A 25,592-nucleotide genomic window follows, 5' to 3' on the forward strand; every position below is an offset into this window, starting at 1 on the left:
ACCCCCGCCCCCCCCCCCCGCCGGCGCGCCCCCGGGCGGGGGCGTCAGCGGGCGGGCGGCGGCCGGTGCTCAGATCAGCGTCCGCCAGTAGTACCAGAACCTGTTGAGCACCAGCAGGGCGATGCCGAGGTACCAGAGTGCCGGCACGACCCAGTGGTAGCGGGCCACCGACGGCCACCAGCGGGGGGCCGGCAGGACGCCCGTCCGCAGGTTGTGCAGGGTGAGGTACCAGGCCAGCGGCCCGACCACGGCCCACACCACCATGCAGTACGGGCAGAGCGCGCCTATCTCGTACAGCGCCTGGGTGATCAGCCAGACGGTGAAGGCCAGGCCGGCCAGGGCGCCGGCCTGCAGGCCCAGCCAGTACCAGCGGCGGTAGCGGGCACCGGCCAGTAGGCCCGCGCCGGCGGCGACCAGCACCGCGAACGCCGCCAGGCCGAGCAGCGGGTTCGGGAAGCCGAAGACCGACGCCTGGCCGGTGCGCATCACCGAACCGCAGCTGATCACCGGATTGATGCTGCAGCCGGGCCGGTAGGCCGGGTTCTCCAGCATCCGCAGCTTGTCGAAGGTCAGGACCGCCGAGGCCGCCAGGCCGAGCAGCCCGCCCACCACCAGCAGCCGGGCGAGGCCCCGCCCCGCACCGATCGTCGCACCGGAGGCCATGTCAGGCCCCGGTCGTCTTGCGGACCAGCGCCGTCCACTGCTCGCCGCTCACCGGCTTGCCGTCCTGGCCGAAGACGTTCAGCACCTTGCCGTCGAGCACCACCGTCGGGGTGCCCTGGGCGCCGCTGGCGGAGAACGCCGCGTCGACCTTGGCCGCCCACGGCCGGTAGGTGCCCTCGGTGACCGCCTTGGTGAACGCCTCGGTCTTCAGGCCCGGGACCTTCTCCGCCAGCTCCAGGATCCGGTTGACGTTCCCGAAGCCGTCCTCGCGCTCGTCGGGCTGGTTGGCGTACAGCACGTCGTGGAACTGCTTGAACTTGTCCACGCCCTCGTTCAGCGCGGCCCCCGCGGCGGCCAGCGCCGTCCGCGAGCCCTTGCCGCCGAGGTTCTTGTCCAGGAACGCCGCCAGGTGGTACTCGATCTTGTACTGGCCGCTGTCCGCGAGCTGCTGCACCGCCCGGCCGGCGGAGGCCTCGAACTGCTTGCAGACCGGGCAGCGGAAGTCCTCGTACACCTGCAGCGTGTGCGGCGCGTCGGCCTTGCCGTACACCACCACGGTGCCGTCCTGGCCCGTGGTGTTGGCCGGCACCGTCAGCGGCGCCGAGGCCGCCGGGTCCGCGTCCGAGGAGGTGGCGGTGGCGATCGCCGCCACCGTGCCGCCGACCACGGCCAGCGCCGCCACGACGCTCACCGCGACGACGGTGCGCCGCCGCAGCGCGGCGGCCTTCTTCTCCCGGCGGTGGGCCTCCTGGAGGCGCTCACGGGCGGAGGTGCGGGACTGCTGGGGCTGGGTGCTCATGATGATCCGTCGAATCCTCGCGTACGGGCGCACCACCGGGCCGCGCGGCCGCGCAGCGGTGCACCGAAGAGAAAGGGGGGAAGGCACGCGGGGCCCGCCCGCCCGGCGGCAGTGCCGTCAGCAGGCGAGCGCGAAGACCGGCGGGCCGCGGCGCGGCGCCGGCGGGGGAACGAAGGACTCCGGGCGGGGCAGTGGCTCCCGCGCGTCCGGCGAGGGCGCCAGCTCGGCCGGGCAGGCCGGCAGCGGCGCGAGGAACGACAGCAGGTGCCGGACGACCGCCCCGGCCACCGCCCGCAGCGCGCGCAGCACCTGCGCCGCACCGCCGAGCGCGGCCGCACCGAGGCGCAGCCACAGCGCGGCGGCGAGCGCCAGCGCCAGGTGCGCCAGCAGCACCAACAGCCGCAGCGAACCGACGGACTGCCCGGCGAGACCCGACAGCATCGGGCTGCCGTCCACCGAACCGCCGCCGCAGACCAGCAGATCCACCCCGTGCGACCGGGCGGCGACCGTCGCACAGCCGTCCTGCCCGAGGTTGAACGCGGTGTTCAGCAGCAGCTCGACCGGGACCATCACCGCCGCCAGCCGCCCCAGGCCGTGCCGGGCGCCGTCCAGCACCAGGGCCACCAGGAACACGGCCGCGGTGCACGCCAGGACCAGCGTCACGGGCAGCGGCCGACCCGTCAGCACGACCTGGCCCAGGGCAGCGAGCGGCACCGCGAGGGCGGTGAACACCGCGGCCCGCAGAACCCTCGTCGCCCGGCTCTCGGTCATGGACAGCGAGTATGCCAGGTCGTGGATCAGGACGGTGTAAGCGTCCGCGCGGGTGACACGGCGTCAGGAACGCCCGCTCCGCGCCCCCGCGGGCATACCCTGGAGACCCGGGAAGAGGGTGGTCAGCGTGCCGCACGGAGCCGAGCCCACCGCCGGTACGGTCCTCGGCGCCTGGATCTCCCGGCAGACCGAGACCCTCGCCGACCTGGCGGCGGCCGTCCGCGCCGACGAGCCGGACGCCGTCCACCGGATGCGGGTCACCTGCCGCCGGCTGCGCAGCACCCTGCAGGCCTACCGGCCGCTGATCGGCGCCGACACCACCGCCCTCGTCACCGCGCTCAAGGACCTCGCCTCGGCCCTCGGCGCCGCCCGCGACACCGAGGTCCTCGCCGAACGGCTCACCGCCGAGGCCCGTGCCCTGCCCGAGGACTGCCGGCCGGACGAGGTCGCCGCCGCGCTCGCCGCGTGGGCCGCCGAACGCACCGCGGGCGCGCGCCCCGAGGCGCTCGCCGCCCTCGACGGCCCCGGCTTCCCGGCCCTGCTCGCCGCGCTGCGCGGCCTCGTCGCAGAGCCGCGCTTCACCGTCCGCGCCGACCGTCCGGCCCCGCGCGAGCTCGCCCGGGTCGCCCGCCGCCAGCAGCGCCGCACCGCCCGCCGGATCGAGGCGGCCCGCGGTGCCGAACCCGGCGAGGCCGCCGCCACCGCCCTGCACGAGGCCCGGAAGGCGGCCAAACGCGCCCGCTACGCCGGTGAGCCGGCCGGGCCCGCCGCCGACCGCTTCACCCGGCGGATGAAGGACCTCCAGGACCTCCTCGGCACCCACCAGGACGCCGTCCTCGCCGGCCGCACCCTGCACGACCTCGCCGCCGCCGACCCGGAGCACGCCTTCGCCTACGGCGTCCTCTACGACCGCCAGCTCACCGCGGCGGCCGCCGACCGGGCCCGCCTCCCGGAGGTCTGGCGCAGGGCGGGCGGACCGGCGGCCTTCTGAGCGGCGCCGCACCGGGGCGGCGCGGGCGTCCCGGAGGGGTCAGAGCAGGCCCGCCGTGCCGGCGGCCGCCGCGAGCAGGTCGCGGAGCATGGCCGGGGTGAGGCGGCCGGTGTAGGTGTTGCGCGGGCTCACGTGGTAGCAGCCGAAGAGCTCCAGCGGCGGCCCGCCGTCCACGGCCGGGAGGGTGGCGCGGGCGCCGTGCCCGAAGGCGGGCCGCGGGCGGGGGACCGTCCGGCCGGAGGCGGCGAGGGCGGGCAGGACGGCCTCCCAGGCGAACCCGCCGAGGGCGACCACCGCGCGGACGGTCGGCCGCAGGTACGCGAACTCGCGGGCGATCCACGGCCGGCAGGTGTCCCGCTCGTCCCGGGTCGGCCGGTTCTCCGGCGGGCAGCACCGCACCGGGTCGGTGATCCGCACCCCGAACAGCTCCATCCCGTCGTCCCGCCAGGTGGCGTGCGGCTGCGAGGCGAGGCCGAGTTCGTGCAGCGCGGCGTACAGCAGGTCGCCGGACGGGTCGCCGGTGAAGATCCGGCCGGTGCGGTTGGCGCCATGCGCGGCCGGGGCGAGCCCGACGATGACCAGGGCCGCGTCGGCCGGCCCGAAGCCGGGGATCGGCCGGGCCCAGTACTCGTCCGCCAGGTAGGCGCGCCGCTTGGTGCGGGCCGCCTCCTCGCGCCAGGCGACCAGCCGCGGGCAGGCCCGGCAGTGGGTGACGATCCCGTCCAGCTCGGCGAGGCTGCGGGTGGCGGCGGCCGCGGCGGCCGGGTGGCCCGGGGCCCGCGGGTCCTCGGCCGCGGGGAGCGGGCGGGGCCGGTCGCGGTCCGGGCCGCGGGAAGGCGGTGGTGAGGGCGGCTCCATGTCGCAGATCGTAGGTGCTGCGGGCGGGCCGGGCCGCGGGATCCGGGCGGCCCGTGGACATCGGAGTAGCGTGGAGAGCGGGGTCCCTGCGTGTGCCAGAGGTGACGCAATGATCATTCTCGACGCGATTCTGGGCGCGCTGATCGTCCTGGCCGTGTGGGCCGGGGTGAGCATCCGGGTGGTGCAGCAGTACCAGCGCGGTGTGGTGTTCCGGTTCGGCAAGGTGCGGGACGACGTCCGGGACCCGGGCCTGGCCTGGCTGCTGCCGATCGCGGACCGGCTGAAGCGGGTGAACGTGCAGATCATCACGATGCCGATCCCCGCGCAGGAGGGCATCACCCGCGACAACGTGACGGTGCGGGTCGACGCCGTCGTCTACTTCCGGGTCATGGACCCGGTGAAGGCCACCGTCAACGTGCAGGACTACAACTTCGCGATCTCCCAGGTCGCCCAGACTTCGCTCCGGTCGATCATCGGCAAGAGCGAGCTCGACGACCTGCTGGCCAACCGCGAGCCGCTGAACCAGGGCCTGGAGCTGATGCTGGACAGCCCGGCGCTGGACTGGGGCATCGAGATCGACCGGGTGGAGATCAAGGACGTCGCCCTGCCGGAGTCGATGAAGCGCTCGATGTCGCGACAGGCGGAGGCGGAACGGGAGCGCCGCGCGCGGATCATCACCGCGGACGGCGAGTACCAGGCCTCGGCCCGGCTGTCCGAGGCGGCCGCGATCATGAGCAGCACCCCGGCCGCGCTCCAACTGCGGCTGCTGCAGACCGTGGTGGAGGTCGCGGCGGAGAAGAACTCCACGCTGGTGCTGCCCTTCCCGGTGGAGCTGCTCCGTTTCCTCGACAGCGTCACCGAGAAGCCCGCGCCGGCCCCCCGGTCGGCCCCCGCACCAGCCCCCGAGCCCGGCCCCGAGCAGCTGGAGCTGCCCGATCTCCCGGCGCTGGACGAGGTGTTGGCCCGTGACCCGCTGGAGGCGCCCGGCGGCGCGGTGAACGGCTCGCGGCCCGAGGTGGCGGGCCCGCGGGGCCGGGACCACGATGGAGGGACGGAGGTCTGAGGCACGGCGGGAGGCCTGACCATGACCACAGCCAGAGAGATCATGCACCCGGGCGCCGAGTGCGTCGGGGAGTTCGAGACGCTGGCCGACGCGGCCAGGATCATGAAGGACCGGGGTGTCGGGGCGCTGCCGATCTGCGGCGAGAACCAGAAGCTGCTGGGCATCCTCACCGACCGGGACATCGTGCTGAAGTGCGTCGCCGAGGGACTCGACCCGACGAAGATCAAGGCGGTCGACCTCGCCGTCGGCCGGCCGATGGTGATCGAGGAGGACGAGGACGCCGAGCAGGTCCTGCGGGTCATGGAACAGCACCTCGTCCGCCGTCTACCGGTGATCAACCACCCCGACCACAAGCTGGTCGGCATGATCAGCGAGGCGGACATCGCCCGGCACATGCCGCAGGAGCGGGTCGCCGAGTTCGTCACCACCATCTGCGCCGAGGAATCGCCGCAGTAGCGGAGCCAGCGGAGCCAGGGAGTCCCGCGAGGCACGGGGGCACGGCGGCCGGCCGGACGGTGGGGTGTGCCGCCCGGCCGGCCGCGCTGCCCGCGGCCCGGAGCAGGAACCGGAACCGGAACCGCTAGAGCTTCGCCAGGAAGGTGTCGGCGATCACCTGGTAGCCGGCGTCGTTGGCGTGGATGTCGCCGCGCGCCATGTTGGTCCACTGCATGATGCGGGCCACGTTCAGCGGCACCTGGGCGCCGTTGAACGGCACCGGGCGCAGCTCGTCGGTGTCGAAGGCCCGGGCGACGTCCGCGGTCGGTACCCCGTGCGCCGCGTCGGCGATGCCGATCGCGGCGTTCAGCGCGTGCGAGAGCGGCAGTGACGCCGCGGCGGTCGCCCTGCCCTGCTCGCCGGTCAACCAGGCGGCCAGGAAGGGGTCGTAGAGGTTCATGCCGACGATCCGGGTGTGCGGTCCGGCCGCCGCCCGCAGCCGGCCGAGGATGTCGGACAGGCCGTGGCCCGCGGTGGCGATGCCCTGCAGGGCGCACGGCAGGTCGATGGTGCCGCCGCTCGCGCAGCGGTTCACGTCGTTGGCGCCGATGTCGATCGTCACCAGCACCCGGTCCTTGCGGTGCTCGCGCAGGAAGCGCTCGGCGGCGGCGAGTTGGGAGTCCGTCCAGGGGTGCGGCCAGGGGCAGCCGCCGTTCGCCATGGTGCCGGTGGTCTCGCCCGGGCAGCCGAGGTCGGTGAAGTCGAAGGGGCGGTGGCGGGCGGCGGCCCGCTCGCCCAGCACGCGGGCGATGTCCTGGGCGTAGCCGCGGCCGACCACCCGGCCGCCGTCCGGGGTGGTCTGGTAGCCGGCGGCGAGCGAGTCGCCGAGGGCCAGGTACCAGCGCGGTACGTCGGCGGGGACGGGACGGTGCTCGGCCGCGGCGGCCGGAGCCGCCGTCAGGCCGAGTGCCGAGGCGGTGAACAGGGCTGCGGCGACGGCGAGTCTGACGCCTCCGGGCAGGGGGGTGCGCATCGGGCCTCCAGGGGTGGTGGGGGCCGCAGTGGGGTGCGGCCCGGTGAGGCTACTGCGCGGTAGGCCCGGTGAGTAGGGGTCGGACGCGATCAGCCGGGGAAGGCGTACACGGTGCTGGCGTGCGCGGCCGGTTCCTCCTGGCCCTCGGCCGTCATCACCACGTCCACGAAGGCGAGTCGGCGGCCCAGCTTGGTGATCCGGGCGGTCACCAGGACGTCCGCGCCGACCACCGCCCGCTGGAAGGTGGTCGACTGCTGGATCGTGGTCATCGGGCCGAATCCGCCGCGGGCCGCGGACACGGCGACCACGGTCGCCGTGTCGGCGGCCGCCATCAGGGCCTGGCCGCTCAGGCCGCCGCCCTCGCGGGCGAGTTCGTCCGACCAGGGCAGCCGGAGCACGGCGTGCCGGTCACCGGTCTCGGTGACGGAGAGCTTGAGCGCCTGCACCCAGGGCGCGAAGTGGTCGGCGAGGATGGTGTCCGCCTCGGCGGTGGTGATCGTCACCGTGCCATTGTGGCGGTGCCCCGCCGGCCGCGCCACGACCGTGCACCGGTGTTCCCGCCCCGGTTACTGCGCCTCGCGCAGCGCCCGCCGGACCAGCTCCGCCAGGTGGACGGCCCGCCGCCCGTCCGCGAGTTGGGCGATCTGGGTGCGGCAGCTCAGGCCGTCCGCGAGCAGCACGGTGTCCGGGGCGGCCGCGCGCACCGCAGGCAGCAGCACCCGCTCCGCCGCCGCCACCGACACCTCCCAGTGCCCGCGCTCCATGCCGAAGTTGCCGGCCAGGCCGCAGCAGCCGGAGTCCAGCACCTCGTTGCGCACACCCATCCGCCGCTCCACGCTCCGGTCGGCCGCGGTGCCGAGGACGGCGTGCTGGTGGCAGTGCACCTGGGTGACCGCGTCCGCCTCCAGCCGGGGCAGCGCGACCCCGCTGCCGTCCAGGAACTCGGCGAACGTCCTTACCCGGGATGGTAGTTCGCCGGCCTCCCGGCCGAGCAGCCGGGGCAGTTCCTCGCGCAGCGCCGCGGTGCAGCTCGGCTCCAGGCCGACCACCGGCAGCCCTGCCGGGACGGCCCGCAGGCTGTGCCGCATCACCCGCCGGGCGAGACCGAGTTGGCCGGTGGAGAGCAGGGTGAGCCCGCAGCAGACCGGGCCGGAGGGCAGCCGCACCTCGAAGCCCAGGTGCTCCAGCACCTCGACGGCGGCCCGGGCCGGCTCCGGGTCGAGCAGCTCCGCCATGCTGTCCGGCCAGAGCAGCACCGGCTGCGCACCGGGTCGGACGGGGTGCGCGGCCCGCCACCGGCGGAACCAGGCGGTGAAGGTCTGCTCCGGCAGCGCGGGCAGGCTGCGCCGGGGGTCGATCCCGCCGAGCCGCTTGAGTGCGGCGCCGCCCGGCCCGGACCGCAGCAGGCGGTCGGCGAGCCGCGGGGCGAGGGCGGCGCCGCGCAGCCACAGCGGCAGCCAGCCGAGCGCGAGGTGGGAGGCCGGGCGCGGCCGCCACCGGTAGTGGCGGTGCAGGAACTCGGCCTTGTAAGTCGCCATGTCGACATGGACCGGGCAGTCGCTCGCGCAGCCCTTGCAGCCGAGGCAGAGGTCGAGCGCCTCGCGGACCTCCTCCGAGCGCCAGCCGTCGGTGACGAGTTCGCCGCGCAGCATCTCGGCGAGCAGCCGGGCCCGGCCGCGGGTGGAGTGCCGCTCCTCGCCGGTGGCCATGTAACTCGGGCACATCACACCGGAGGAGGTGTCCACGCAGGCGGCGACGCCGACGCAGCGGTGCACCGCCTTCAGCAGGCTGCCGCCGTCCTCCGCGAGGGGCAGCGTGACCGGCAGGTCCCGGCCGGGGAAGCGCAGGTCGGCGTCGAGCGGCCGGGGGTCGACCAGCACCCCCGGGTTGAGCAGGCCGTCCGGGTCCCAGACGCCCTTGAAGCGGCGGAACAGCTCCAGGACCTCCGGCGGGTACATCCGGGGCAGCAGCTCGGCCCGGGCCTGGCCGTCGCCGTGCTCGCCGGAGAGCGAGCCGCCGTACGAGACGCACAGGTCCGCTGCCTCCTCCAGGAAGGCGCGGAAGGCGGGCAGCCGGGCGGGATCGGTGAGCGGGAAGTCCAGCCGCAGGTGGACGCAGCCCTCGCCGAAGTGCCCGTACGGGACGCCGCGCAGCCGGTGCCGGGCGAGCAGGCCGCGCAGCGCGCGCAGGTAGTCGCCGAGGTGCTCGACGGGGACGGCGGAGTCCTCCCAGCCGGGCCAGGCCTCGCCGCCGCCGGGGAGCCGGGTGACGATGCCCGCGCCGGTCTCCCGGATCCGCCACAGTGCGCGCTGCTCGGCGGGGTCGGTGACCACCACGGCGGTGGCGCGGCCGGCCCGCCGGACGGCCTCGGCGAGGGCCCGCGCGGCCTCGCCGGCGGCGGCCGGGGTGTCGCCGCAGACCTCCAGGAAGAGCCAGCACGCGCCCTCGGGCAGCCGGTCGAGGGCGGCCGGGCGGCGGCCGGCCGCGAGCAGTGCGGCGACCAGGTCGGCGGACATCCCCTCCACGGTGAGCGGGCCCAGCGGCAGCAGCGCGGGCACGGCGTCGGCGGCGGCGCCCTCGTCGGGGTGGCCGGCGACCACCAGGGCGCGGGCCGGCGGGTCGGGCACCAGCCGGACGGTGGCGCCGAGCAGCACGGCGCAGCTGCCGAGGGTGCCGGTCAGGGCGCGCGCCAGGTCGTAGCCCTGCTCGGGCAGCAGCGCGTCGAGCGGGTAGCCGGAGCCGCGGCGGGGCAGTGCGGGCATGGCCTGCCGCAGCACGGCCAGGTGGGCGCCGGCGAGGTCCTGCAGGGCGCGGTGCAGGGCGCCCTCGCGGCCGGGCAGCTCACGCAGCGCGGCGCGGGCGGCGGCGTCCAGCGGCCCGCCGGCGGTGAACTCGGTGCCGTCGGCGAGCAGCACGTCGAGCGCGTGCACGTTGTCCGAGGTGCGGCCCCAGGCCACCGAGTGCGAGCCGCAGGCGTTGTTGCCGATCATCCCGCCGAGGGTGCAGCGGCTGTGCGTGGACGGGTCCGGCCCGAAGCGCAGCCCGTACGGGCGGGCCGCACGCTGCAGGTCGTCCAGGACGGTGCCGGGCTCGACCCGGGCGGTGCGGGCGTCCGGGTCCACCGAGAGCACCCGCCCCAGCCGGCGGCGGAAGTCCAGCACGACCGCCCCGGGGCCGATCGCCTGACCGCCGATGCTGGTCCCGGAGCCGCGCGGCACCACCGGCACGCCGAACTCGCGGCAGAGCGCGACGGCGGCCCGGACGTCGTCGAGGTCGGCGGGCTTGACCACGCCGCGCGGGACGTGCCGGTAGTTGGAGGCGTCGTGGCCGTAGACGGCGCGTTCGGCGGTGTCGAAGCGCACCTCGCCCCGCAGGACGGCGGTCAGGGCGCGTTCCAGTCCGGTGGCCATGGGCCGATCATCGCAAACCGGCGGGCCCGCGGTGCCGACCCCGGCCGCGGGGTGACGGGGTGTCATCCGGCAGACTCGGCCCATGAGCGACGATCATGCGAACCCGTACCTCGCCCGCCTGCCGATCGGCGAGTCCGTGCCCTTCCCCGCGGACGGCATGCCCGGTTGGGACATCTTCCCGTTCGAGGGCGACATCAAGGTCAAGCCGTTGAAGGCGCCCGAACTGCCCGAGCCGCCCCGGGACGGCGAGGACGGGCCCGCGGACTGCAGCCAGTGCGCCCGGCCCGACGCGGACTTCCTGTGGACGGACGAGCACTGGCGGCTCTCCGGCCCCGGCGAGCCCGCGGCCGTCCCGGCGATCGTGCTGCTCCAGCCCCGGGCCCACCACGACCTCGCCGACCTGCCGCCGGAGCGGGCCGCGGAGCTCGGCCCGATGTTGCAGCGGGTCGAGCGGGCCGTGATGTCGCTCGGCGGGATCGCCCGGGTGCACCAGAACAAGTGGGGCGACGGCGCCGCCCACCTGCACGTCTGGCTGATCGGCCGGCCCGCCGGGATGATGCAGCTGCGCGGCAGCCTGCTCCCGGTCTGGGACGACCTGCTGCCGAAGGTGCCCGCCGAGGAGTGGCGGGAGACCGGCCGCCGGATCGCCGCGGCGATGGCCGCCGACGGCGGCACCGCACACGTCTGAGGCGGGGCACGACAAGGGGGCAGGGTCCACCACAAGGGGCGCGTGGTTCATCACAAGGTGCCCCCCGCGCGCCCCTGATGTGACCACCCGAGCGCCTTTGCGTACAGCTCCTACCGGCGGCCGGTGACCGCGCCGCGGGCTATGTGCGAGAGCTTGGCGACCTCGAAGGCGGCGTAGGCGCCGCTGGAGAGCAGCGAGAACTTGACACCCTCGCGGCCGTCCGGCCGGCGGTAGCCCTCGGGCTGGTAGCCGCGGTAGTGCTCGGAGGCCCGCTGGAAGAACTGGGGGCGCTCGGAGCGGTCCACACAGCCGCCGAGGTCGAAGACGAAGAGGTAGTGCCGGACCATCCTGGTGAACAGTTGCGGCCACAGGGCGGTGGCGTCCGGCGAGCCGGCGAGCAGCTCGAAGCTGCGGGCGTACTGTTCGAACAGGTCGAACTGGCTGGCGCCGGGCGAGCCGACCGGGTTCAGGGTGTGGCGGCGGCGGATGGTGACGCACTCGCGCGGCAGCACGGCCACCCGGCGGGCGGCCAGCATCGCGGCGTGCACCACCGGGATCTCGTCGTAGTGGCCGTCCGGGAAGGCGGGCACGGTGCCGCGGCGCAGCAGGCGGTCCCAGACCAGCGGCGGGGTGCCGAGCAGGGCGGGCCGCTCGGCGGCCGTGGTGACCTCGGGCCCGGCCTCGGCGAGCACCTGTTCGGCGCCGCCGGGCCACACCTTGTCGCGGTAGAACCGGTTGTGGCCGAACTGGAGGACGTCCACCTCGCCGGTCTCCTCCAGCCGTTCGGCGAGCGCGGCGAAGGCGTCCTCGTCGAGCAGGTGGTCGCTGTCGAGGAAGAGCAGGTAGTCGCCGGTGGCGCGGGCGGCGCCGGCGTTGCGGGCGCGGCCGATCCCGACCGCCGCGTTCAGCCGCAGCACGCTGACCCGGGGGTCGCGCATGCCGTAGGCCTCGGCGACGCGTTCCGGGCAGTCCGGTGAGGTGTCGACGACGAGGACGATCTCGAAGTCGCGGAACGACTGGGCGAGCAGTGCGTCGAGGCACTCCTTCAGCTGGCCGTTCCGATCGTGGGCGGGGAGCACGACGGAGATGAGGGTAGCCATGGCGGGGAGGCTAAAGAGGTCTACAGGCCCCCGCAATGTCCCCAAGCGGACCCAATCGCTCCAAATACGGTCAGAGCCGATCGATCGCACCCGATATCTTCACGCCGTGGCCACGGAATGCCGACAATCGGTCACCGGGGGTCGCGGGGAGTGCCGCGTCCGGTGACGAGGCGGAATTCCGGTCGGACACGGACGCCGCGGGGCACGTGGAACCGACCACGTGCCCCGCGGCGTCGGTCGGCTCCGGGCCGGATCAGTACCAGTGGTGCGCCTGCCAGAAGGCCCAGGCGCCGCACGGGCTGCCGTACCGGCTGTTCATGTAGTCGAGGCCCCACTTGATCTGGGTGGCGGCGTTGTCGCGCCAGTCGGCACCGGCCGAGGCCATCTTGGAGGCCGGGAGCGCCTGCACCAGGCCGTACGCGCCGGAGGACTTGTTCACGGCGTGGATGTTCCAGCTGCTCTCGTGGAACACGATGTTGCTGAAGCAGGCCAGCTGGTTGGCCGGCACGAGCTGTGCGGCGATCTGCTTGGGGCTGCCGGTCGGCGCGGCCTTCAGGGCGCTGCGCTGCTGCGAGCGGGACGCGGCCTGTGTCTTGGCCTTCGCGTCCGCGGCGGCCTTGGCGTCGGCGGCGGCCTTGGCATCCGCCGCGGCCCGAGCATCGGCGGCGGCCTTGGCATCCGCCGCGGCCCGAGCATCGGCGGCGGCCTTGGCGTCGGCGGCGGCCTTGGCGTCGGCGTCCGCCTTGGCCTGCGCGTCGGCCTGGGCCTGGGCATCGGCCTGGGGCTGCGCCGGGGCGGCAGCGGCTTGGGTGGCGGCCGGGGCCGCGGCGACCGGGGCGGCCGCGACGGCGGTGGAGGTGTCCTGCGGCAGGGCCAGCGCCAGGATCGCCGTGCCGGCCACGGTCAGCGTGCCCACGCTCGCGAAGAAGGCGTGCGGGCGGTGCGTCAGCGACAGGTTCTTGGGGAGCGGGAGCTGCATGGAGGGGGACAACCTCTTCCATCGGTCGGGGGCCGATTCCGGGCACGCGGACATCGCGAAGCGTGTTCGGGAGGAACAGGCCCGCGGAGCCGTGCGGACGGCCTGGGCGCCCCGGCCGGTGGGCCGGAGCGGGCGGGGTGCGCGGCGGAATCGGGCCGCGCTGCCTTGCGACCGGGACATTCTTGACAGACCCGCAGAAACGCGGCAACGAGCTCGGAAACTACGCGGGGTCGTAGACGGCGGGGAGCGCCCGGCCCCCCGCCGGGCGTCCCCCGAGCGCTTGGACGGCCCTCACCGCCGACCGCCCGGCCGGGTCGTGCACCTCGACTGACCAGCGGATTCGCAGTTCCGTACGGTCGGCGCCGGGCGGGTGCCCCCGGTCGGCGCCGGGGCCGGTCCGTCGTGACGACTATCGGGGGCAGTAGCCGGCCGCGGCCGTGTGCCGGGCTTCACAGGCACCGGCCGCCGGGATCGGCGCCCCGTCACCGGCCGGTCACCCAGGGGTGGCCGGCCGCGGCGGAGACGGGGGTCACAGCCGTCCGGCGGCCGCCGACACCGCGGCGTACGGACAGGAACCCGTCCGCCGGCGGGCGGGCCGCCGCGTCCGGACGGCGCGGACCCCGCGCCCGGGGCGCCCGCGGCGGTCCGGATACTGTCCGCATGATGATCGCGCTCGTCCTGCTGGTGGCCGTCGCCCTGCTCACCCTCGTCCACTGGTACGTCTGGCGACGGACGGTGCGCGACGTCGCCGCCCCCGGCAGCGCCTGGCGCCGCATCGGCACGAGCCTGCTGGTCGTCCTGCCGCTGCTCTCGCTCGGTGCCCTGGTCGGCGGCCGCGCCCTGCCGCTGGCCGTCGAACGCTGGCTCGCCTGGCCCGGCTACCTCTGGCTCGCCGTCCTGCTGTACCTGGTGCTGGCCCTGCTGGTCGGCGAGGTCCTCCGGCCGCTGCTGCTGCGCGCCGGCCGCCGCCGCCGCCCCGCCCCGCAACCGGAGGCCGTGGCGGTCGCCGCCGGAGCCCCGGCCGGTGCCGCCGCCGCCGAGCCCGCGGCGGACCCGTCGGCCGTGCCGCCCGCCGGCGTGGACCGGCCCGCCGACGGACCGGCCGACCCCTCGCGCCGGCTCCTCGTCGCCCGCGGCGTGGCCGTCGCCGCCGGCGCCACCGCCGCGGCCGTGGTCGGCAACGGCGCGTACGGAGTCCTCCGCGGGCCGCGCCTCAAGCACGTGACCGTCCCGCTCGCCAAGCTGCCCCGGCAGGCCCACGGCTACCGGATCGCCGTCGTCAGCGACATCCACCTCGGCCCGATCCTCGGCCGCGCCCACACCCAGCGCATCGTCGACACCATCAACGGCGTCCAGCCCGACCTCATCACCATCGTCGGCGACCTGGTCGACGGCACCGTGGCCGACCTCGGCCCCGCCGCCGAGCCGCTCGCCCGGCTGCGCGCCCGGGACGGCGCGTACTTCGTCACCGGCAACCACGAGTACTTCTCCGGCGCGGCCCCCTGGGTGGAGTTCGTCCGCGAGCTCGGCGTGCACCCGCTGGAGAACGCCCGCACCGAACTCGCCCACTTCGACCTGGCCGGCGTCAACGACATCGCCGGCACCGCCGAGGGCCAGGGCCCCGACTACGACCGGGCGCTCGGCGACCGCGACACCCGTCGCGCCGCCGTCCTGATGGCCCACCAGCCGGTCGCCGTGCACGAGGCCGTCCGCCGCGGCGTCGACCTGCAGCTCTCCGGACACACCCACGGCGGCCAGCTCTGGCCGGGCAACCACCTGGCCGCCCTGGCCAACCCGACCGTCGCCGGGCTGGAACGGTACGGCGACACCCAGCTCTACGTCACCCGCGGTGCCGGCGCCTGGGGCCCGCCCGTCCGGGTCGGCGCGCCCTCGGACATCACCGTCGTCACGCTCGCCTCCCGGCAGGCCTGACCCGCCGTCCGCGGCGCCACCGCCCTCGCCGTGCTGCTCGTCCTCGCGGGCGCCTGCGGGGCCTCCGTCAACTCCGCCTCCGGCCGCCTGGTCATCGGCTGGTTCCCGCCGCACCGGCGCGGCATCGCCATGGGCGTCCGGCAGGCCTCCCCACCGCTCGCCGCCGTCCTCCCGCCGCTCGCCGAACACGCCGGACTCCCCGCCGCGCTCGGCTGCTGCGCCCTGCTGTGCGCGGTCGCCGGCGGCGCGGTCCTGCTGCTGGCCGTCGACCCGCCGCGGCCCCCGCAGACCGGCACCGTCCGCGGGCCCGGCCCCTACCGCGGCGGCCGGCTGTGGCGGCTGCACGGCGCGGCCGCACTGCTCTGCGTCCCGCAGTTCGTGGTGGCCGGCTTCGCCCTGGTCTTCCTCACCACCGCCCGCGGCTGGCCGGCCGCGGCCGCCGGCACGGTCCTCGCGGTCGCCAACCTCACCGGGGCCGGGGTGCGGCTGCTCGCCGGCTGGTGGTCCGACCGGGTCGGCAGTCGGCTGCGCCCGATGCGGCTGCTCGCCCTGGCCACCGCGGCCGACGTCCTGCTGCTCGCCCTCGGCGCGGCCGCCGCACCGCCGCTCGGCACCGCCGCCCTGCTGCTCGCCACCGCACTGACCGTCTCCACCAACGGCCTGCACAACACCGCCGTCGCCGAACACGCCGGCCCGGCCTGGGCGGGCCGGGCCCTCGGCGTCCACGGCCTCGGCCAGCACGCCGCGATCGTCCTGGTCCCGCCACTGACCGGCACCCTCGTCACCGCCCACGGCTTCGCCCCCGCCTACGCCCTGGCCGCCGCCTTCCCGGTGGCCGCCGCGGCGCTGCTCCCCGGCGAGCCGGCAGCCCCTGCCGGGGAGACGGCCGCGCCGTCCCCCGACGCGGCGTCGGCCGCACCCCGCACACCGGCCTGACGGGACGCCGGCGACCCGTGCGCGGCAGGGCCCGGCCCCTCGGTTCGGCGTCGGCCGAACGGTCGCCGGTCGACAATGGGCGGATGGAGAGCGAACGAACGCAGCCGGCCGGCCGGGAGCTCGCGGCGGTGGCCGGACTGCTCGCGGACGGCACCCGGGCGGCGTTCTGCCTGGCACTGCTCGACGGGCGGGCCTGGACGGCGGGCGAGCTGGCCCGGCACGCCGGTGTCGCCGCGCCGACCGCGACCGAGCACCTCAACCGGCTGGTCGGCGGCGGCCTGCTCGCCGAGGAGCGGCAGGGCCGCCACCGCTACGTCCGGCTGGCCGACCCGCAGGTGGCCGAACTGGTCGAACAGCTCGCCGCGTTGGCCCCGGGCCGCCCCGAACGCCCCGCCACCCTCGCGGCGGACGGCCGCCGGCGCGCCCTCGCCCACGCCCGGACCTGCTACGACCACCTCGCCGGGGCGGTCGGCGTCGCGATCACCGACGCGATGACCGCCCAGGGCCTGCTCGACTGGACGCACGGCCTGCGGCTCACCGCCGAGGGCGAGGCCTGGCTCGGCGCGGCCGGGGTCGCCCTCCCGCCGGGCGGTCGCCGACCGGCCGTGCGGCCCTGCCTGGACTGGACCGAACGCCGTCCCCACCTGGCGGGGGCGGTCGGTGCGGCCCTGTGCCGGCACGCCCTCGCCGAGGGCTGGGTCACCCGGATCGGCACCACCCGGGCGGTGGCCGTCACCCCGGCCGGCCGCCACGCCCTCCACGCGACCCTCGGCCTGCCCGACGAGGTCCTCGGACCACGGTGATCCCCATGCACCCCTGACGGGGTTCCGTCTCACCCCAGGCGGGAGACCGGACGTTCCTCGCCCGGGGGCGGGCCGGCCGGGGGGCCCTCGTCCAGCAGGGCCCGGTACTCGCTGCGCGGCATCGGAACCGCGCCGAGGCTCCGCACGTGCGGGCTGTCCCACTGGACGTCCAGCAGCACGCCGCCGCTCTCGCCGAAGCGCTGGGCGAGGTCGACCACCGCCACCCGGGCGGCGTCGGGCCGCAGGCCCACCATGGAGTCCAGGCTGAGCACCGGCCCGACCCGGACGCCGAAGGCGCCGCCGACCAGTTCCCCGTCGTCCCAGACCTCGATGCTGTGCGCCCGTCCGTGGGCGTGCAGGGTCCGCAGCGCGGTGCGCAGCTCGGGGGTGAGCCAGGCGGGGCTGCGGCCTTCGGCACAGCGGTCGACGACCTCGCCGAAGGCCTTGTCGGCGGTGGTCGTCCAGTCGTCCCGGTTGCGGAGCCGGCGGGAGAGCCGGCTGCCCAGGCGCGCGCCGCCGACCGGGACGACCGGCCTGGGGTCGGGCGACCACCAGGCGACGCCGTACGCCTCCTCGCCGGCGCCCGCGGGTAAGGCGATGGCGCCCTCGGCGACCTCCTCCTCGTAGCGGGCCTCGTTCATCCAGAGGCCGTACTCGTCCTGGGCGGGCATCGGGAAGGCCCCGGCCCGGTAGCCGGCGAGCAGGGAGTCGGGGCCGAGGTCGGCGCAGAAGGCCACCGGGGTGTCGGCGGGGGCGCGGCCGAGGTCGACCGAGGCCCACCACCGTGCGGTTCCGGTCATGCGACGTGCTCCAGCTGTCCGCTGGCCTCGAGCCGGTCGAGGTAGAAGTCGAGCAGTTCGGCGTCGACGGGCGGCAGTTCGATGCCGGCCCGGGTGAGCGCCCGGGTCGCGGCGGTCCGGGTGAAGTCCGGGAAGGTGGGGCGGAAGTACATCTCGCTGATGGTCATGTCGGTGCCTTCGGCGCGGTCGACGAAGAGCGGGACGAACGGGGTGATCGGGTGCGTCGGGTTGGCGGTGGCGAAGCCGATCAGGCGCCGCACCCACTCCCGGTACGGCAGGTGCTCGACGGGGCGGCCGCGGGAGCGGATCCGTTCGGCGAGGTCGCCGAGGCCGGCCGGGGCGGGGTTGGTCAGGTGCAGCACCCGGCCCTCGGCGGGTTCGCGGGTGGAGACGACCGCGAGGGCGCGGGTGAAGACGTCGGCGGGCACGAAGTCGAGCGGCAGGTCGACGTCGGGGCTGGTGCCGCTGTCCCACAGGTAGCGGATGATCGCGGAGAGTTCGGTGCCGGGGTTGATGACGCCGTGCCGCAGGTCGCCGGTGACGTCGTTGACCCGGTGGACGGTGACCGGCAGGCCGGCCGCGGCCGCGTGGTGCAGCAGCGCCTCGGCGACCCACTTGCTCTCCACGTAGCCGACCGACAGCCGGTCGGCGTGGGCGAGCGGGCTCTCCTCGGTGACCTGCCGGATGCCGGCCGGCCCGTACCCGGCGAGGACGGCCATGCTGGACAGGTAGTGCACGGGGATCGCCCGGGAGTGCCCGGCGAGCCGGATGACCTCGCGGGTGCCGGCCACGTTCGCGGCCCGCAGCTGGTGGTACGGGTAGAGGAAGTTCACCTGGCCGCCGAGGTGGTGGATCAGGTCGACGGTTCCGGCGAGCTGCTCGAAGCGCCGCCGGCCGAGCCCGAGCAGCGGTTCGGCGAGGTCGCCGACGACCGGCACGACCCGGTCGGAGTGCAGGTCGCGCAGCAGGTAGCGCTGGTGGGCGGCGCGCAGCCGCTCCAGGCCGTGGTCCGGGTCGGGGGCACGGACCAGGCAGTGCACCCGGGCGTCGGTGGTCTCCAGCAGGGCGCGCAGCAGGTGGGTGCCGCAGAAGCCGGTGGCCCCGGTCAGCAGGATGTCGGTGGGCTGGTGCCAGCGCGGGGCGCTGTGCCCGGGGGCGCGGTGCACCGGCACGCCGAGTTCGGCCTCGGCGGTGAAGTCGATCCGCTGGCCGGGCTCCGAGGGCAGGGCGCCGCGGGCGTCCCGGGCGACGGCGGCGAAGCCATCGAGGGTGGGGTTCTTCAGCAGGGCGCGGGTGAGGGTGCGGATCCGGTCCACCCCGATGCCGAACATGATCCGGGCCCGGGCCAGCATCTCCATCGCGAGCAGCGAGTTGCCGCCGAGTTCGAAGAAGTCGTCGTCGGGGCCGACGTGCTCGACGTCGAGGATCTGCGCCCACAGGTAGGCCAGACCGGCCTGCACGGTGGTGCCGGGGCCCGCGCCGACGCCGACGGTCGTGGCCGCGGCCGCGGGGGGCCTGGAGCCGCGGGCCAGCCCGATCCGGTCGATCTTGCCGCTGGGGGTGACGGGCATCTGCTCGACCGCGACGAAGGCGCTGGGCACCAGGTGGTCGGGCAGCCGGGCGGCGAGGTACTGCCGCAGGTCCTCGGGCTGCCCGTCGCGGGCCGTGTAGTAGGCGGTGAGCGCCCGCCCGCCGCCGTTGGCCTCGCCGGCCACCACCCGGACCTCGCCGACCTCCGGGTGCTCGCCGAGGACGGCCTCGACCTCGCCCGGGTCGACCCGGTAGCCGCGGATCTTCACCTGGTCGTCGGCCCGGCCGATCAGTTCCAGGGTGCCGTCCGGCCGCCAGCGGCCGGTGTCGCCGGTGCGGTACATCCGGCCGCCGGGGGTGCCCGCGTACGGCTCGGGGAGGAACCGCTCGGCCGTCAGCTCCGGTTGCTTCCAGTAACCGCGGGCCAGCCCGGACCCGCCGATGTACACCTCGCCGCGCTCCCCGGGCGGCACCGGGCGCAGCCGGGCGTCCAGCACGTGCACGAAGGTGCCGAGCAGCGGCCGTCCGACCGGGACGGGGGCGTTCGCGGGGGAGGCCAGCAGCTCGGGGCGTATCTCGCACAGCGTCGAGGTGATGCCGGTCTCGGTGAGCCCGTACGCGTTGAGCAACCGGGTGCCGGGCAGCCGGCGCAGCGTCTCGCGGCAGTCCCCGGCGGGGACGGTGTCGCCGCCGACGACCAGCAGTCGCAGCGCGTGCGCGGCGGGGCCGTGTTCGGGCAGCACCGCCAGCAGCCGGTGCCAGTACGTGGGCGTCAGGTCGGCCACGGTGATGCCGAGTTCGGGCAGCCGGTGGGCGAGTTCGATCGGTGCCCACGGGTGCCGCCCGCCGAGCACCAGCGTCGCACCGTTGAGCAGCGGGGTGAATATCTGTTCCAGTGACGTGTCGAAGCCCAGCGCGCCCAACTGGAGCACCCGGTCGGACGGTGACAGAGCGTAGGCCTCGGCGATCCGCGACAGGGTGAACACCATGGTGCGGTGACTGACCGGTACGCCCTTGGGCTCGCCGGTGGTGCCGGAGGTGTAGATCAGGTAGGCGAGGTCGTCCGGGTCGGTGAGGTCGGGCGGCGGCACGGCGGTCGGCGGACCGGCCGACCGGTACGCCTCGACCAGCACGGCCGTGGGGAAGAGCCCGGCGTGGTCACGCGACGTCACCACCGGGCCGCCGCCGGAGTCGGCGGCCAACCGGGCCAGCCGCAGGTCCGGGTGGGACGGGTCGAGCGGCAGGAAGGCGCCGCCGGCCTTCAGCGCGGCCAGCAGCGCCACCACCATGTCGCCGCTGCGCTCCAGGCACACCGGCACCACCGAGTCGGGTCCGACGCCGAGCGCGCGCAGTTCCTCGGCCAGCCGGTCGCTGCGGCCGTCGAGTTCTGCGTAGGTGAGCGGTCCGTCGTCGCAGAGCACGGCGAGCGCGCCGGGGCGGGTCGCGGCCTGTTCGCGGAAGAGCGCGTGCACCGTGCGTCCGGGGGCGCCCGGCCCGGTCGGTCTCAGGTCCTGCCAGCGCGTCCGGACCTCGCGGCGGCATTCCGCGCGATCGCCCGGTCCGAATACGCTCCGCCATCCCTCGGGCACCGGGAGTTCGTTCGTCCAAATCGCATACTGTCCATCTCCGTTCACCAGGACGAGATGGGGCCCGAAATGGGGGGATTGCGCGTGATTCGACAGCTCCACCGGCGACGACCTCGACAGACGGCGGATGGATTAACCGGAAATATCGGGGAGCGCACGGCCTGCGCCCTGCACGGCCGCGGCCTCCGCCGCCCGCCACGGACCGCCCCCGATAATCTCGACTATAGGCACCCACGCCTTGCTATGTATGATTGGGATCGCCCCAATTCTTGAGCGGTTCAGCTCACCACCTCCGAGGAGGTAGCTGGGTTGACACGTCGACGACAGCGGCTGACGGTCTGTTATATCGGCTTGATGGTCCTGCTGACGGTTGTCTACTACCGTTTTCCCGCCGACCGCATCATCTGGTGGACGGGCATCGGACTGAGCAGCTTCGCCGCCATCGTGGTGGGCGTCCGCCTCAACCGGCCGGCCCACGCGGAGTCCTGGTACCTGCTCGCGGTCGCCAACCTCAGCTTCACCATCGGCGAGGTCGTGCAGGTCATCCAGACCAACTACCTGCACCAGACCGCCTTCCCCTCCCTCGCGGACGCCTTCTACCTCGCCGAGTTCGTGCTCTACGCGCTCGGCGTCTGGGGGTTCATCCGCTGGCGCACCGCGCACCAGGACCGCGGCTCGCTGATCGACGCCCTCACGCTGACCGTCGGCCTCGCCCTGCTCAGCTGGATGTACCTGGTCGTCCCGTACGCCAGGAACCCGGAACTCACCTGGTTCCAGAAGGCCGTGTCGATCGCCTACCCGCTCGGCGACGTCCTCGTCCTCGCCATGCTGATGCGGCTGCTGGTGCCGCGCGGCGGCAAGAGCCCCGCCGTGGTCCTGCTCACCGTCGGCACGGTCGGCCTGCTGGTCTCCGACGTCCTCTACGGGCTGATCCAGCTGCACGGCGTCTGGCGGATCGGCACCCCCGTCGAACTCGGCTGGGCGGTCCTCTACACGGCCTGGGGCGCGGCGGCGCTGCACCCCTCGATGGTCGAGCTCACCAGACCCATCCCCACCCAGCCGCAGGACATCAGCCGGGGCCGGATCGCGCTGCTCGCCGTCGCCTCGCTGATCGCCCCGACCATGCTCGTGCTGGAGGTCACCCAGGGCGACGCCGCGAACGCGGCCGTGATCGGCGGATTCTCCGCCGTGCTGTTCCTGCTGGTGCTCTCCCGGCTCGCCGGGGTCGTCCTCAACCACCGCCACGCCGTGGAGCGCGAACGGGTGCTGCGGATGGCCGGCGCCTCGCTGGCCGGCGCCGTCACCGTCGAGCAGGTCGCCGACGCGGTGCGCACCGCCGCCTCCGCCCTGGTGCCCGCCGAGCCCGCGCACGTCGCGCTGCTCGCGGTCGGCGACGAGGGCGCGCTGCGCGCCGACGGCGACGGCCCGATCGAGGTCGAACCCGTCCGCGAGAGCCGCCTGGTGCCCGTCGCCACCCTCGACGGGGGCCTCTCCGCCCGGCTGGAGGGCGCCCCCAGCGCCCTGATCTGCCCGCTCGTCCTGGAGAAGCGCCCCTCGGGCGACCCGCTGATCGGCGCCCTCGTCGTCGGCGGCACGGAGCACCGGCTCACGGCCTTATGGGGCACCCTCGACATCCTCGCCGCGCAGGCCGCCCTGGCGGTCGAGCGGGTGGTGCTGAACGACGAGATCAACCGCCGCAACAGCGAGCTGTACTTCCGGACGCTGGTGCAGAGCGCCTCCGACGTGATCCTCATCCTGCGCGCGGACGACACCATCCGGTACACCAGCTCCTCGGCGGACCGCGTCCTCGGCTACCCCTCGCTCGACGGCCAGGCCCTCACCGACCTGGTGCCGCCGGAGGACAGCCGCGCCGTCAACCAGGCGCTGCTGCGGATGCGCACCCGCGAGCAGGCCGAGCAGCGCGAGCACTGGCGGCTGCTGCGGGCCGACCGCACGGTGATCGAGGCCGAGGTCCGCTGGAACGACCTGCGCGACGACCCCACGGTCGGCGGCCTGGTGCTCACCCTGCGCGACGTCACCGACCAGCGGCAGATGGAGCGCGAACTCACCCACCGGGCGTTCCACGACTCGCTCACGGGCCTGGCCAACCGCGTCCTCTTCCAGGACCGGGTCGGCCACGCGCTCTCCCGCAGCGGCCGGCGCGGCACCGTCACCGGCGTGCTCTTCATCGACCTCGACGACTTCAAGGTGGTCAACGACACCCAGGGCCACGCGGTCGGCGACGAGCTGCTGGTCGCCGTGTCGCTGCGGATCTCCACCGCGCTGCGCACCTCCGACACGGCGGCCCGGCTCGGCGGCGACGAGTTCGCCGTGCTGGTCGAGGACGCCCTGTCGCCCGCCGACGTCGGGGCGACCGCCTCCGCGGTGCTCGCCGTCTTCGAGGAGCCGTTCAAGCTCAGCTCCGGCGCGGTCCGGGTGGCCGCCAGCATCGGCGTGGCCACCACGGAGGACAGCGACGACGGCGCCGAGCTGCTCACCCACGCCGACCTCGCGCTGTACTCGGCGAAGGCGGCCGGCAAGCGGCAGTGGTGCCACTACCGGCCCGCGCTGCAGGCCGGCCTGGTCGAGCGGCACGAGCTCAACGAGAGCCTGGACGAGGCGATCGCCGAGGCGGCCTTCGCGCTGTACTACCAGCCGATCGTCGACCTGACCTCGGGCGGCCTGGTGGGCTTCGAGGCGCTGGTGCGCTGGCCGCACGAGCGGCGCGGCATGGTGCTGCCGGAGGAGTTCATCTCGCTCGCCGAGGAGAGCGGCCAGATCGTGCCGCTCGGTGCCTGGGTGCTGGAGCGGGCGGTCGCCGAGGCGGCCCGCTGGCAGCGGCAGACCCGGGAGGAGCGGGCGGCCGGGGGCCGCGGCCCGCTGCGGGTGAGCGTGAACGTCTCCGGCCGGCAGTTCCGCGACGCGGGCTTCGTGGACACCGTCCGCCGGGCCCTCGACCAGAGCGGCATCGAGCCGTCCACGCTGGTGCTGGAGCTCACCGAGACGGTGCTGATGCGCCGCGACGAGCGGGTCCGCACCGACATGCAGATGCTGGGCGACCTCGGGGTGCAGATCGCCATCGACGACTTCGGCACCGGCTACTCCTCGCTGAGCTACCTACGGGAGTTCCCGATCTCCATCCTGAAGATCGACAAGTCCTTCATCGACGGGCTCGGCCACTCCCAGCAGCAGTACGCGCTGGTCGAGGGCATCGCGCGGATCGCGGACACGCTGGGCGTGCAGGTCATCGCGGAGGGGATCGAGAACACCGTCCAGCGCGACCTGCTGGCCGCGATGGGCTGCCCGTTCGGCCAGGGCTACCTGTTCGCGCGGCCGCTCAGCACGGACCAGGCGGGCCTGCTGGTGCAGGAGGACGCACGACCGGCCGGGCTGCACATCGGCGGCCGCGGCTGACCCGTCGGGGGGGGGTGGGGTCGACCCGGCGGGGGAGCGGTCGCGGTGCGGCGGGGGAGCGGTGCGGCCGCGACGACCCCGATTTGATCATCTGGCAGGCCGTCAAGTTACCATCAGGTAGATTGTTGGTGATCTGCCAAAGGACCCTCTCCGTGCCCGACCGCCGACCGCGCCGCACCGGCCGCGTCACCCGCCCCCTGCTCGTCCTCGCCGCCGTCCTCGGCGTGCTGCCCGCCGCCGCCCCGGCCTACGCCGCCGGGCCCGCCACCCCGCACCTCGACGCCGTCGAGCAGACCCTCCGCGAGGTCTCGCCGGGCCTGGAGGGCCCGGTCTGGCAGCGCACCGACGGCAACCGCTTCGACGGCGTGCTGCAGACCCCCGGCTGCTGGGGCGACCCGGCCTGCCGCACCCGCACCGGCAGCGACCGGTTGCTCGCCCGTACCACCGCGGCGATCGCCGCCGCGACCCGCACCGTGGACGTCTCCTCGCTCGCGCCCTTCCCGAACGGCGGCTTCGAGGACGCCCTGGTGGCCGGCCTGAAGCAGGCCACCGCCGACGGCCGGCACCTCACCGTGCGCATCCTGGTCGGCGCGGCCCCCGTCTACCACCTCAACGTGCGGCCCGCCGCCTACCGCGACGAGCTGGCCGCCCGGCTCGGCCCGGCCGCGGCGAACGTCACCCTCACCGTCGCCTCCGCCACCACCTCCCGCACCGGCCTGTCCTGGAACCACTCCAAGATCCTGGTCGTGGACGGCGCCACCGCGATCGTCGGCGGCATCAACGGCTGGAAGGACGACTACCTCGACACCGCCCACCCGGTCACCGACGCCGACGTCGAGCTGACCGGGCCCGCGGCCGGCTCCGCCGCCCGCTACCTGGACACCCTGTGGTCCTGGACCTGCGACAACACCGGCGGCCTGAGCCAGAACGTCTGGTTCGCGGCCTCCTCCGGTGCCGGCTGCGTGCGCACCCTGGAGACGCCCGCCGCCCCGCAGGCGGGCGGCGTCCCGGTGATCGCCGTCGGCGGCCTCGGCGTCGGCGTGCGCACCGCCGACCCGGCGTCCGGCTACCGTCCGCAGCTGCCCGGCGCAGCCGCCACCCGCTGCGGCGTCGGCCTGCCCGACCACACCAACGACGACCGGGACTACGAGACGGTCAACCCCGAGGAGAACGCGCTGCGCGCCCTGGTCGCCGGCGCCACCGACCACGTCGAGATCTCCCAGCAGGACCTCAACGCCACCTGCCCGCCGCTGCCCCGCTACGACCAGCGGCTCTACGACGTGCTGGCCGCCAAGCTGGCCGCCGGCGTCAAGGTGCGGATCGTGGTCAGCGACCCGGCCAACCGCGGCGCGGTCGGCAGCGGCGGCTACTCGCAGATCAAGTCGCTCGCCGAGATCAGCGACGTGCTGAAGGACCGTCTGGTGAAGCTGACGGGCGGCCAGGCCGAGGGCAGGGCCGCGCTCTGCGGCAACCTGCAGCTCGCGTCCTTCCGCGCCGCGCCGACCGCCACCTGGGCCGACGGGCACCCGTACGCGCTGCACCACAAGGTGGTCTCGGTGGACGGGCAGGCGTTCTACACCGGCTCGAAGAACCTCTACCCGGCCTGGCTGCAGGACTTCGGCTACATCGTCGAGGACCGCGCGGCCGCCGGCCGGCTGGACGCCGAGGTGCTGGCGCCGCAGTGGCAGTACTCGCAGAGCGCGGCGACCGTCGACTGGGCGCGCGGCATCTGCACCGCCTGACGGGCCGCCGGGCCCCGAGGGCCCCTGACCCCCGGGGCCCCCGATCCGGCTCCCGCCCC

The 25,592-nt window shown here is 75.3% G+C and carries 20 protein-coding genes and 1 pseudogene; 9 read left to right on the forward strand and 12 right to left on the reverse strand.

Annotated elements, in window-relative coordinates:
* Positions 1-69: 69 nt before the first annotated feature.
* The 3 genes from AB0O09_RS00005 to AB0O09_RS00015 all read right to left on the reverse strand — a co-directional run bounded on the left by AB0O09_RS00005 (position 70) and on the right by AB0O09_RS00015 (position 2,233).
* Positions 70-663, reverse strand: coding sequence for a vitamin K epoxide reductase family protein (locus AB0O09_RS00005; protein WP_363538519.1), 594 nt, complete (start codon positions 661-663; stop codon positions 70-72).
* A gap of 1 nt (position 664) precedes the next feature.
* Complete coding sequence (locus AB0O09_RS00010; protein WP_363538521.1) at positions 665-1,462, reverse strand: thioredoxin domain-containing protein; 798 nt, start codon at positions 1,460-1,462, stop codon at positions 665-667.
* 117 nt (positions 1,463-1,579) lie between these two features.
* A complete protein-coding gene (locus tag AB0O09_RS00015; protein WP_363538523.1) occupies positions 1,580-2,233 on the reverse strand; it encodes a hypothetical protein in 654 nt (217 codons plus the stop codon).
* Between the two features lie 127 nt (positions 2,234-2,360).
* Here AB0O09_RS00015 and AB0O09_RS00020 point away from each other — a divergent pair, with 127 nt between their 5' ends.
* The gene (locus AB0O09_RS00020) at positions 2,361-3,224 is read left to right on the forward strand and encodes a CHAD domain-containing protein (RefSeq protein WP_363538525.1); all 864 of its coding nucleotides are present in this window, start codon (positions 2,361-2,363) and stop codon (positions 3,222-3,224) included.
* A gap of 39 nt (positions 3,225-3,263) precedes the next feature.
* On the opposite strand, the gene AB0O09_RS00025 is transcribed toward AB0O09_RS00020, so the two are convergent.
* Positions 3,264-4,082, reverse strand: a complete 819-nt coding sequence (locus AB0O09_RS00025; RefSeq protein ID WP_359985602.1) for a uracil-DNA glycosylase — start codon at positions 4,080-4,082, stop codon at positions 3,264-3,266.
* A gap of 109 nt (positions 4,083-4,191) precedes the next feature.
* Here AB0O09_RS00025 and AB0O09_RS00030 point away from each other — a divergent pair, with 109 nt between their 5' ends.
* Both AB0O09_RS00030 and AB0O09_RS00035 read left to right on the forward strand, forming a co-directional pair.
* Positions 4,192-5,145: an SPFH domain-containing protein gene (locus AB0O09_RS00030; protein WP_363538527.1), complete on the forward strand. Its 954-nt coding sequence runs from the start codon at positions 4,192-4,194 to the stop codon at positions 5,143-5,145.
* Positions 5,146-5,166: 21 nt separating this feature from the next.
* Positions 5,167-5,601, forward strand: coding sequence for a CBS domain-containing protein (locus AB0O09_RS00035; protein WP_344628190.1), 435 nt, complete (start codon positions 5,167-5,169; stop codon positions 5,599-5,601).
* A 124-nt stretch (positions 5,602-5,725) separates the two neighbouring features.
* Here the strand turns inward: AB0O09_RS00035 and AB0O09_RS00040 are convergent, their stop codons facing one another.
* The 3 genes from AB0O09_RS00040 to AB0O09_RS00050 form a co-directional block, all read right to left on the reverse strand.
* Positions 5,726-6,613: an SGNH/GDSL hydrolase family protein gene (locus AB0O09_RS00040; protein WP_363538529.1), complete on the reverse strand. Its 888-nt coding sequence runs from the start codon at positions 6,611-6,613 to the stop codon at positions 5,726-5,728.
* 89 nt (positions 6,614-6,702) lie between these two features.
* A complete protein-coding gene (locus tag AB0O09_RS00045) occupies positions 6,703-7,116 on the reverse strand; it encodes a PaaI family thioesterase (protein WP_363538531.1) in 414 nt (137 codons plus the stop codon).
* A 63-nt stretch (positions 7,117-7,179) separates the two neighbouring features.
* The gene (locus AB0O09_RS00050; protein WP_363538533.1) at positions 7,180-10,023 is read right to left on the reverse strand and encodes an FAD-binding and (Fe-S)-binding domain-containing protein; all 2,844 of its coding nucleotides are present in this window, start codon (positions 10,021-10,023) and stop codon (positions 7,180-7,182) included.
* A gap of 82 nt (positions 10,024-10,105) precedes the next feature.
* Here AB0O09_RS00050 and AB0O09_RS00055 point away from each other — a divergent pair, with 82 nt between their 5' ends.
* Positions 10,106-10,711, forward strand: a complete 606-nt coding sequence (locus tag AB0O09_RS00055) for a hypothetical protein (RefSeq protein WP_363538535.1) — start codon at positions 10,106-10,108, stop codon at positions 10,709-10,711.
* 110 nt (positions 10,712-10,821) lie between these two features.
* On the opposite strand, the gene AB0O09_RS00060 is transcribed toward AB0O09_RS00055, so the two are convergent.
* Complete coding sequence (locus AB0O09_RS00060) at positions 10,822-11,811, reverse strand: glycosyltransferase family A protein (protein ID WP_363538537.1); 990 nt, start codon at positions 11,809-11,811, stop codon at positions 10,822-10,824.
* Positions 11,812-12,064: 253 nt separating this feature from the next.
* Positions 12,065-12,790: a lytic transglycosylase domain-containing protein gene (locus AB0O09_RS00065; RefSeq protein ID WP_363538539.1), complete on the reverse strand. Its 726-nt coding sequence runs from the start codon at positions 12,788-12,790 to the stop codon at positions 12,065-12,067.
* Between the two features lie 660 nt (positions 12,791-13,450).
* Between AB0O09_RS00065 and AB0O09_RS00070 the strand changes: the two genes are divergently transcribed.
* The 3 genes from AB0O09_RS00070 (at position 13,451) to AB0O09_RS00080 (ending at position 16,461) form a co-directional block, all read left to right on the forward strand.
* A complete protein-coding gene (locus AB0O09_RS00070) occupies positions 13,451-14,722 on the forward strand; it encodes a metallophosphoesterase (protein WP_363538540.1) in 1,272 nt (423 codons plus the stop codon).
* Positions 14,723-14,752: 30 nt separating this feature from the next.
* Positions 14,753-15,658 carry an MFS transporter gene (locus AB0O09_RS00075; RefSeq protein WP_363538542.1) on the forward strand — a complete coding sequence of 302 codons (906 nt, stop codon included), beginning with the start codon at positions 14,753-14,755 and terminating at the stop codon, positions 15,656-15,658.
* 83 nt (positions 15,659-15,741) lie between these two features.
* On the forward strand, positions 15,742-16,461 hold the full coding sequence (locus tag AB0O09_RS00080; protein WP_363538544.1) for a helix-turn-helix domain-containing protein: 720 nt from the start codon (positions 15,742-15,744) through the stop codon (positions 16,459-16,461).
* 29 nt (positions 16,462-16,490) lie between these two features.
* Here AB0O09_RS00080 and AB0O09_RS00085 read toward each other — a convergent pair whose 3' ends face one another.
* The 3 genes and pseudogenes from AB0O09_RS00085 to AB0O09_RS00095 form a co-directional block, all read right to left on the reverse strand.
* Positions 16,491-17,261 carry a leucyl/phenylalanyl-tRNA--protein transferase gene (locus AB0O09_RS00085; protein ID WP_363538546.1) on the reverse strand — a complete coding sequence of 257 codons (771 nt, stop codon included), beginning with the start codon at positions 17,259-17,261 and terminating at the stop codon, positions 16,491-16,493.
* Entirely contained in the window at positions 17,258-20,263 is a 3,006-nt protein-coding gene (locus AB0O09_RS00090; RefSeq protein ID WP_363539237.1) for an amino acid adenylation domain-containing protein, read from the reverse strand. Before AB0O09_RS00090 ends, AB0O09_RS00085 begins: the two co-directional genes overlap by 4 nt.
* A gap of 72 nt (positions 20,264-20,335) precedes the next feature.
* Positions 20,336-20,479 (reverse strand): annotated as a pseudogene (locus tag AB0O09_RS00095) (MbtH family NRPS accessory protein); the annotation flags it as partial.
* A 252-nt stretch (positions 20,480-20,731) separates the two neighbouring features.
* On the opposite strand from AB0O09_RS00095, the gene AB0O09_RS00100 reads away from it, so the two are divergent.
* Both AB0O09_RS00100 and AB0O09_RS00105 read left to right on the forward strand, forming a co-directional pair.
* Positions 20,732-23,791, forward strand: a complete 3,060-nt coding sequence (locus AB0O09_RS00100) for an EAL domain-containing protein (RefSeq protein ID WP_363538548.1) — start codon at positions 20,732-20,734, stop codon at positions 23,789-23,791.
* A gap of 152 nt (positions 23,792-23,943) precedes the next feature.
* Positions 23,944-25,533, forward strand: coding sequence for a phospholipase (locus AB0O09_RS00105; protein ID WP_363538550.1), 1,590 nt, complete (start codon positions 23,944-23,946; stop codon positions 25,531-25,533).
* Positions 25,534-25,592: the final 59 nt, after the last annotated feature.

Origin of the sequence: Kitasatospora sp. NPDC093679 (assembly GCF_040683455.1) — a bacterium.
GTDB classification, from domain to species: Bacteria; Actinomycetota; Actinomycetes; order Streptomycetales; family Streptomycetaceae; genus Kitasatospora; species Kitasatospora arboriphila.

Excerpts from the sequence above, each read along its gene's own strand:
- AB0O09_RS00100 (WP_363538548.1), top strand. The coding sequence starts at position 20,732 with ATGGTCCTGCTGACGGTTGTCTACTACCGTTTTCCCGCCGACCGCATC.
- AB0O09_RS00005 (WP_363538519.1), bottom strand. The coding sequence starts at position 663 with ATGGCCTCCGGTGCGACGATCGGTGCGGGGCGGGGCCTCGCCCGGCTG.
- AB0O09_RS00040 (WP_363538529.1), bottom strand. The coding sequence starts at position 6,613 with ATGCGCACCCCCCTGCCCGGAGGCGTCAGACTCGCCGTCGCCGCAGCC.
- AB0O09_RS00050 (WP_363538533.1), bottom strand. The coding sequence starts at position 10,023 with ATGGCCACCGGACTGGAACGCGCCCTGACCGCCGTCCTGCGGGGCGAG.
- AB0O09_RS00085 (WP_363538546.1), bottom strand. The coding sequence starts at position 17,261 with ATGACCGGAACCGCACGGTGGTGGGCCTCGGTCGACCTCGGCCGCGCC.
- AB0O09_RS00065 (WP_363538539.1), bottom strand. The coding sequence starts at position 12,790 with ATGCAGCTCCCGCTCCCCAAGAACCTGTCGCTGACGCACCGCCCGCAC.
- AB0O09_RS00070 (WP_363538540.1), top strand. The coding sequence starts at position 13,451 with ATGATGATCGCGCTCGTCCTGCTGGTGGCCGTCGCCCTGCTCACCCTC.
- AB0O09_RS00080 (WP_363538544.1), top strand. The coding sequence starts at position 15,742 with ATGGAGAGCGAACGAACGCAGCCGGCCGGCCGGGAGCTCGCGGCGGTG.
- AB0O09_RS00055 (WP_363538535.1), top strand. The coding sequence starts at position 10,106 with ATGAGCGACGATCATGCGAACCCGTACCTCGCCCGCCTGCCGATCGGC.
- AB0O09_RS00025 (WP_359985602.1), bottom strand. The coding sequence starts at position 4,082 with ATGGAGCCGCCCTCACCACCGCCTTCCCGCGGCCCGGACCGCGACCGG.
- AB0O09_RS00015 (WP_363538523.1), bottom strand. The coding sequence starts at position 2,233 with ATGACCGAGAGCCGGGCGACGAGGGTTCTGCGGGCCGCGGTGTTCACC.
- AB0O09_RS00035 (WP_344628190.1), top strand. The coding sequence starts at position 5,167 with ATGACCACAGCCAGAGAGATCATGCACCCGGGCGCCGAGTGCGTCGGG.
- AB0O09_RS00060 (WP_363538537.1), bottom strand. The coding sequence starts at position 11,811 with ATGGCTACCCTCATCTCCGTCGTGCTCCCCGCCCACGATCGGAACGGC.
- AB0O09_RS00030 (WP_363538527.1), top strand. The coding sequence starts at position 4,192 with ATGATCATTCTCGACGCGATTCTGGGCGCGCTGATCGTCCTGGCCGTG.
- AB0O09_RS00010 (WP_363538521.1), bottom strand. The coding sequence starts at position 1,462 with ATGAGCACCCAGCCCCAGCAGTCCCGCACCTCCGCCCGTGAGCGCCTC.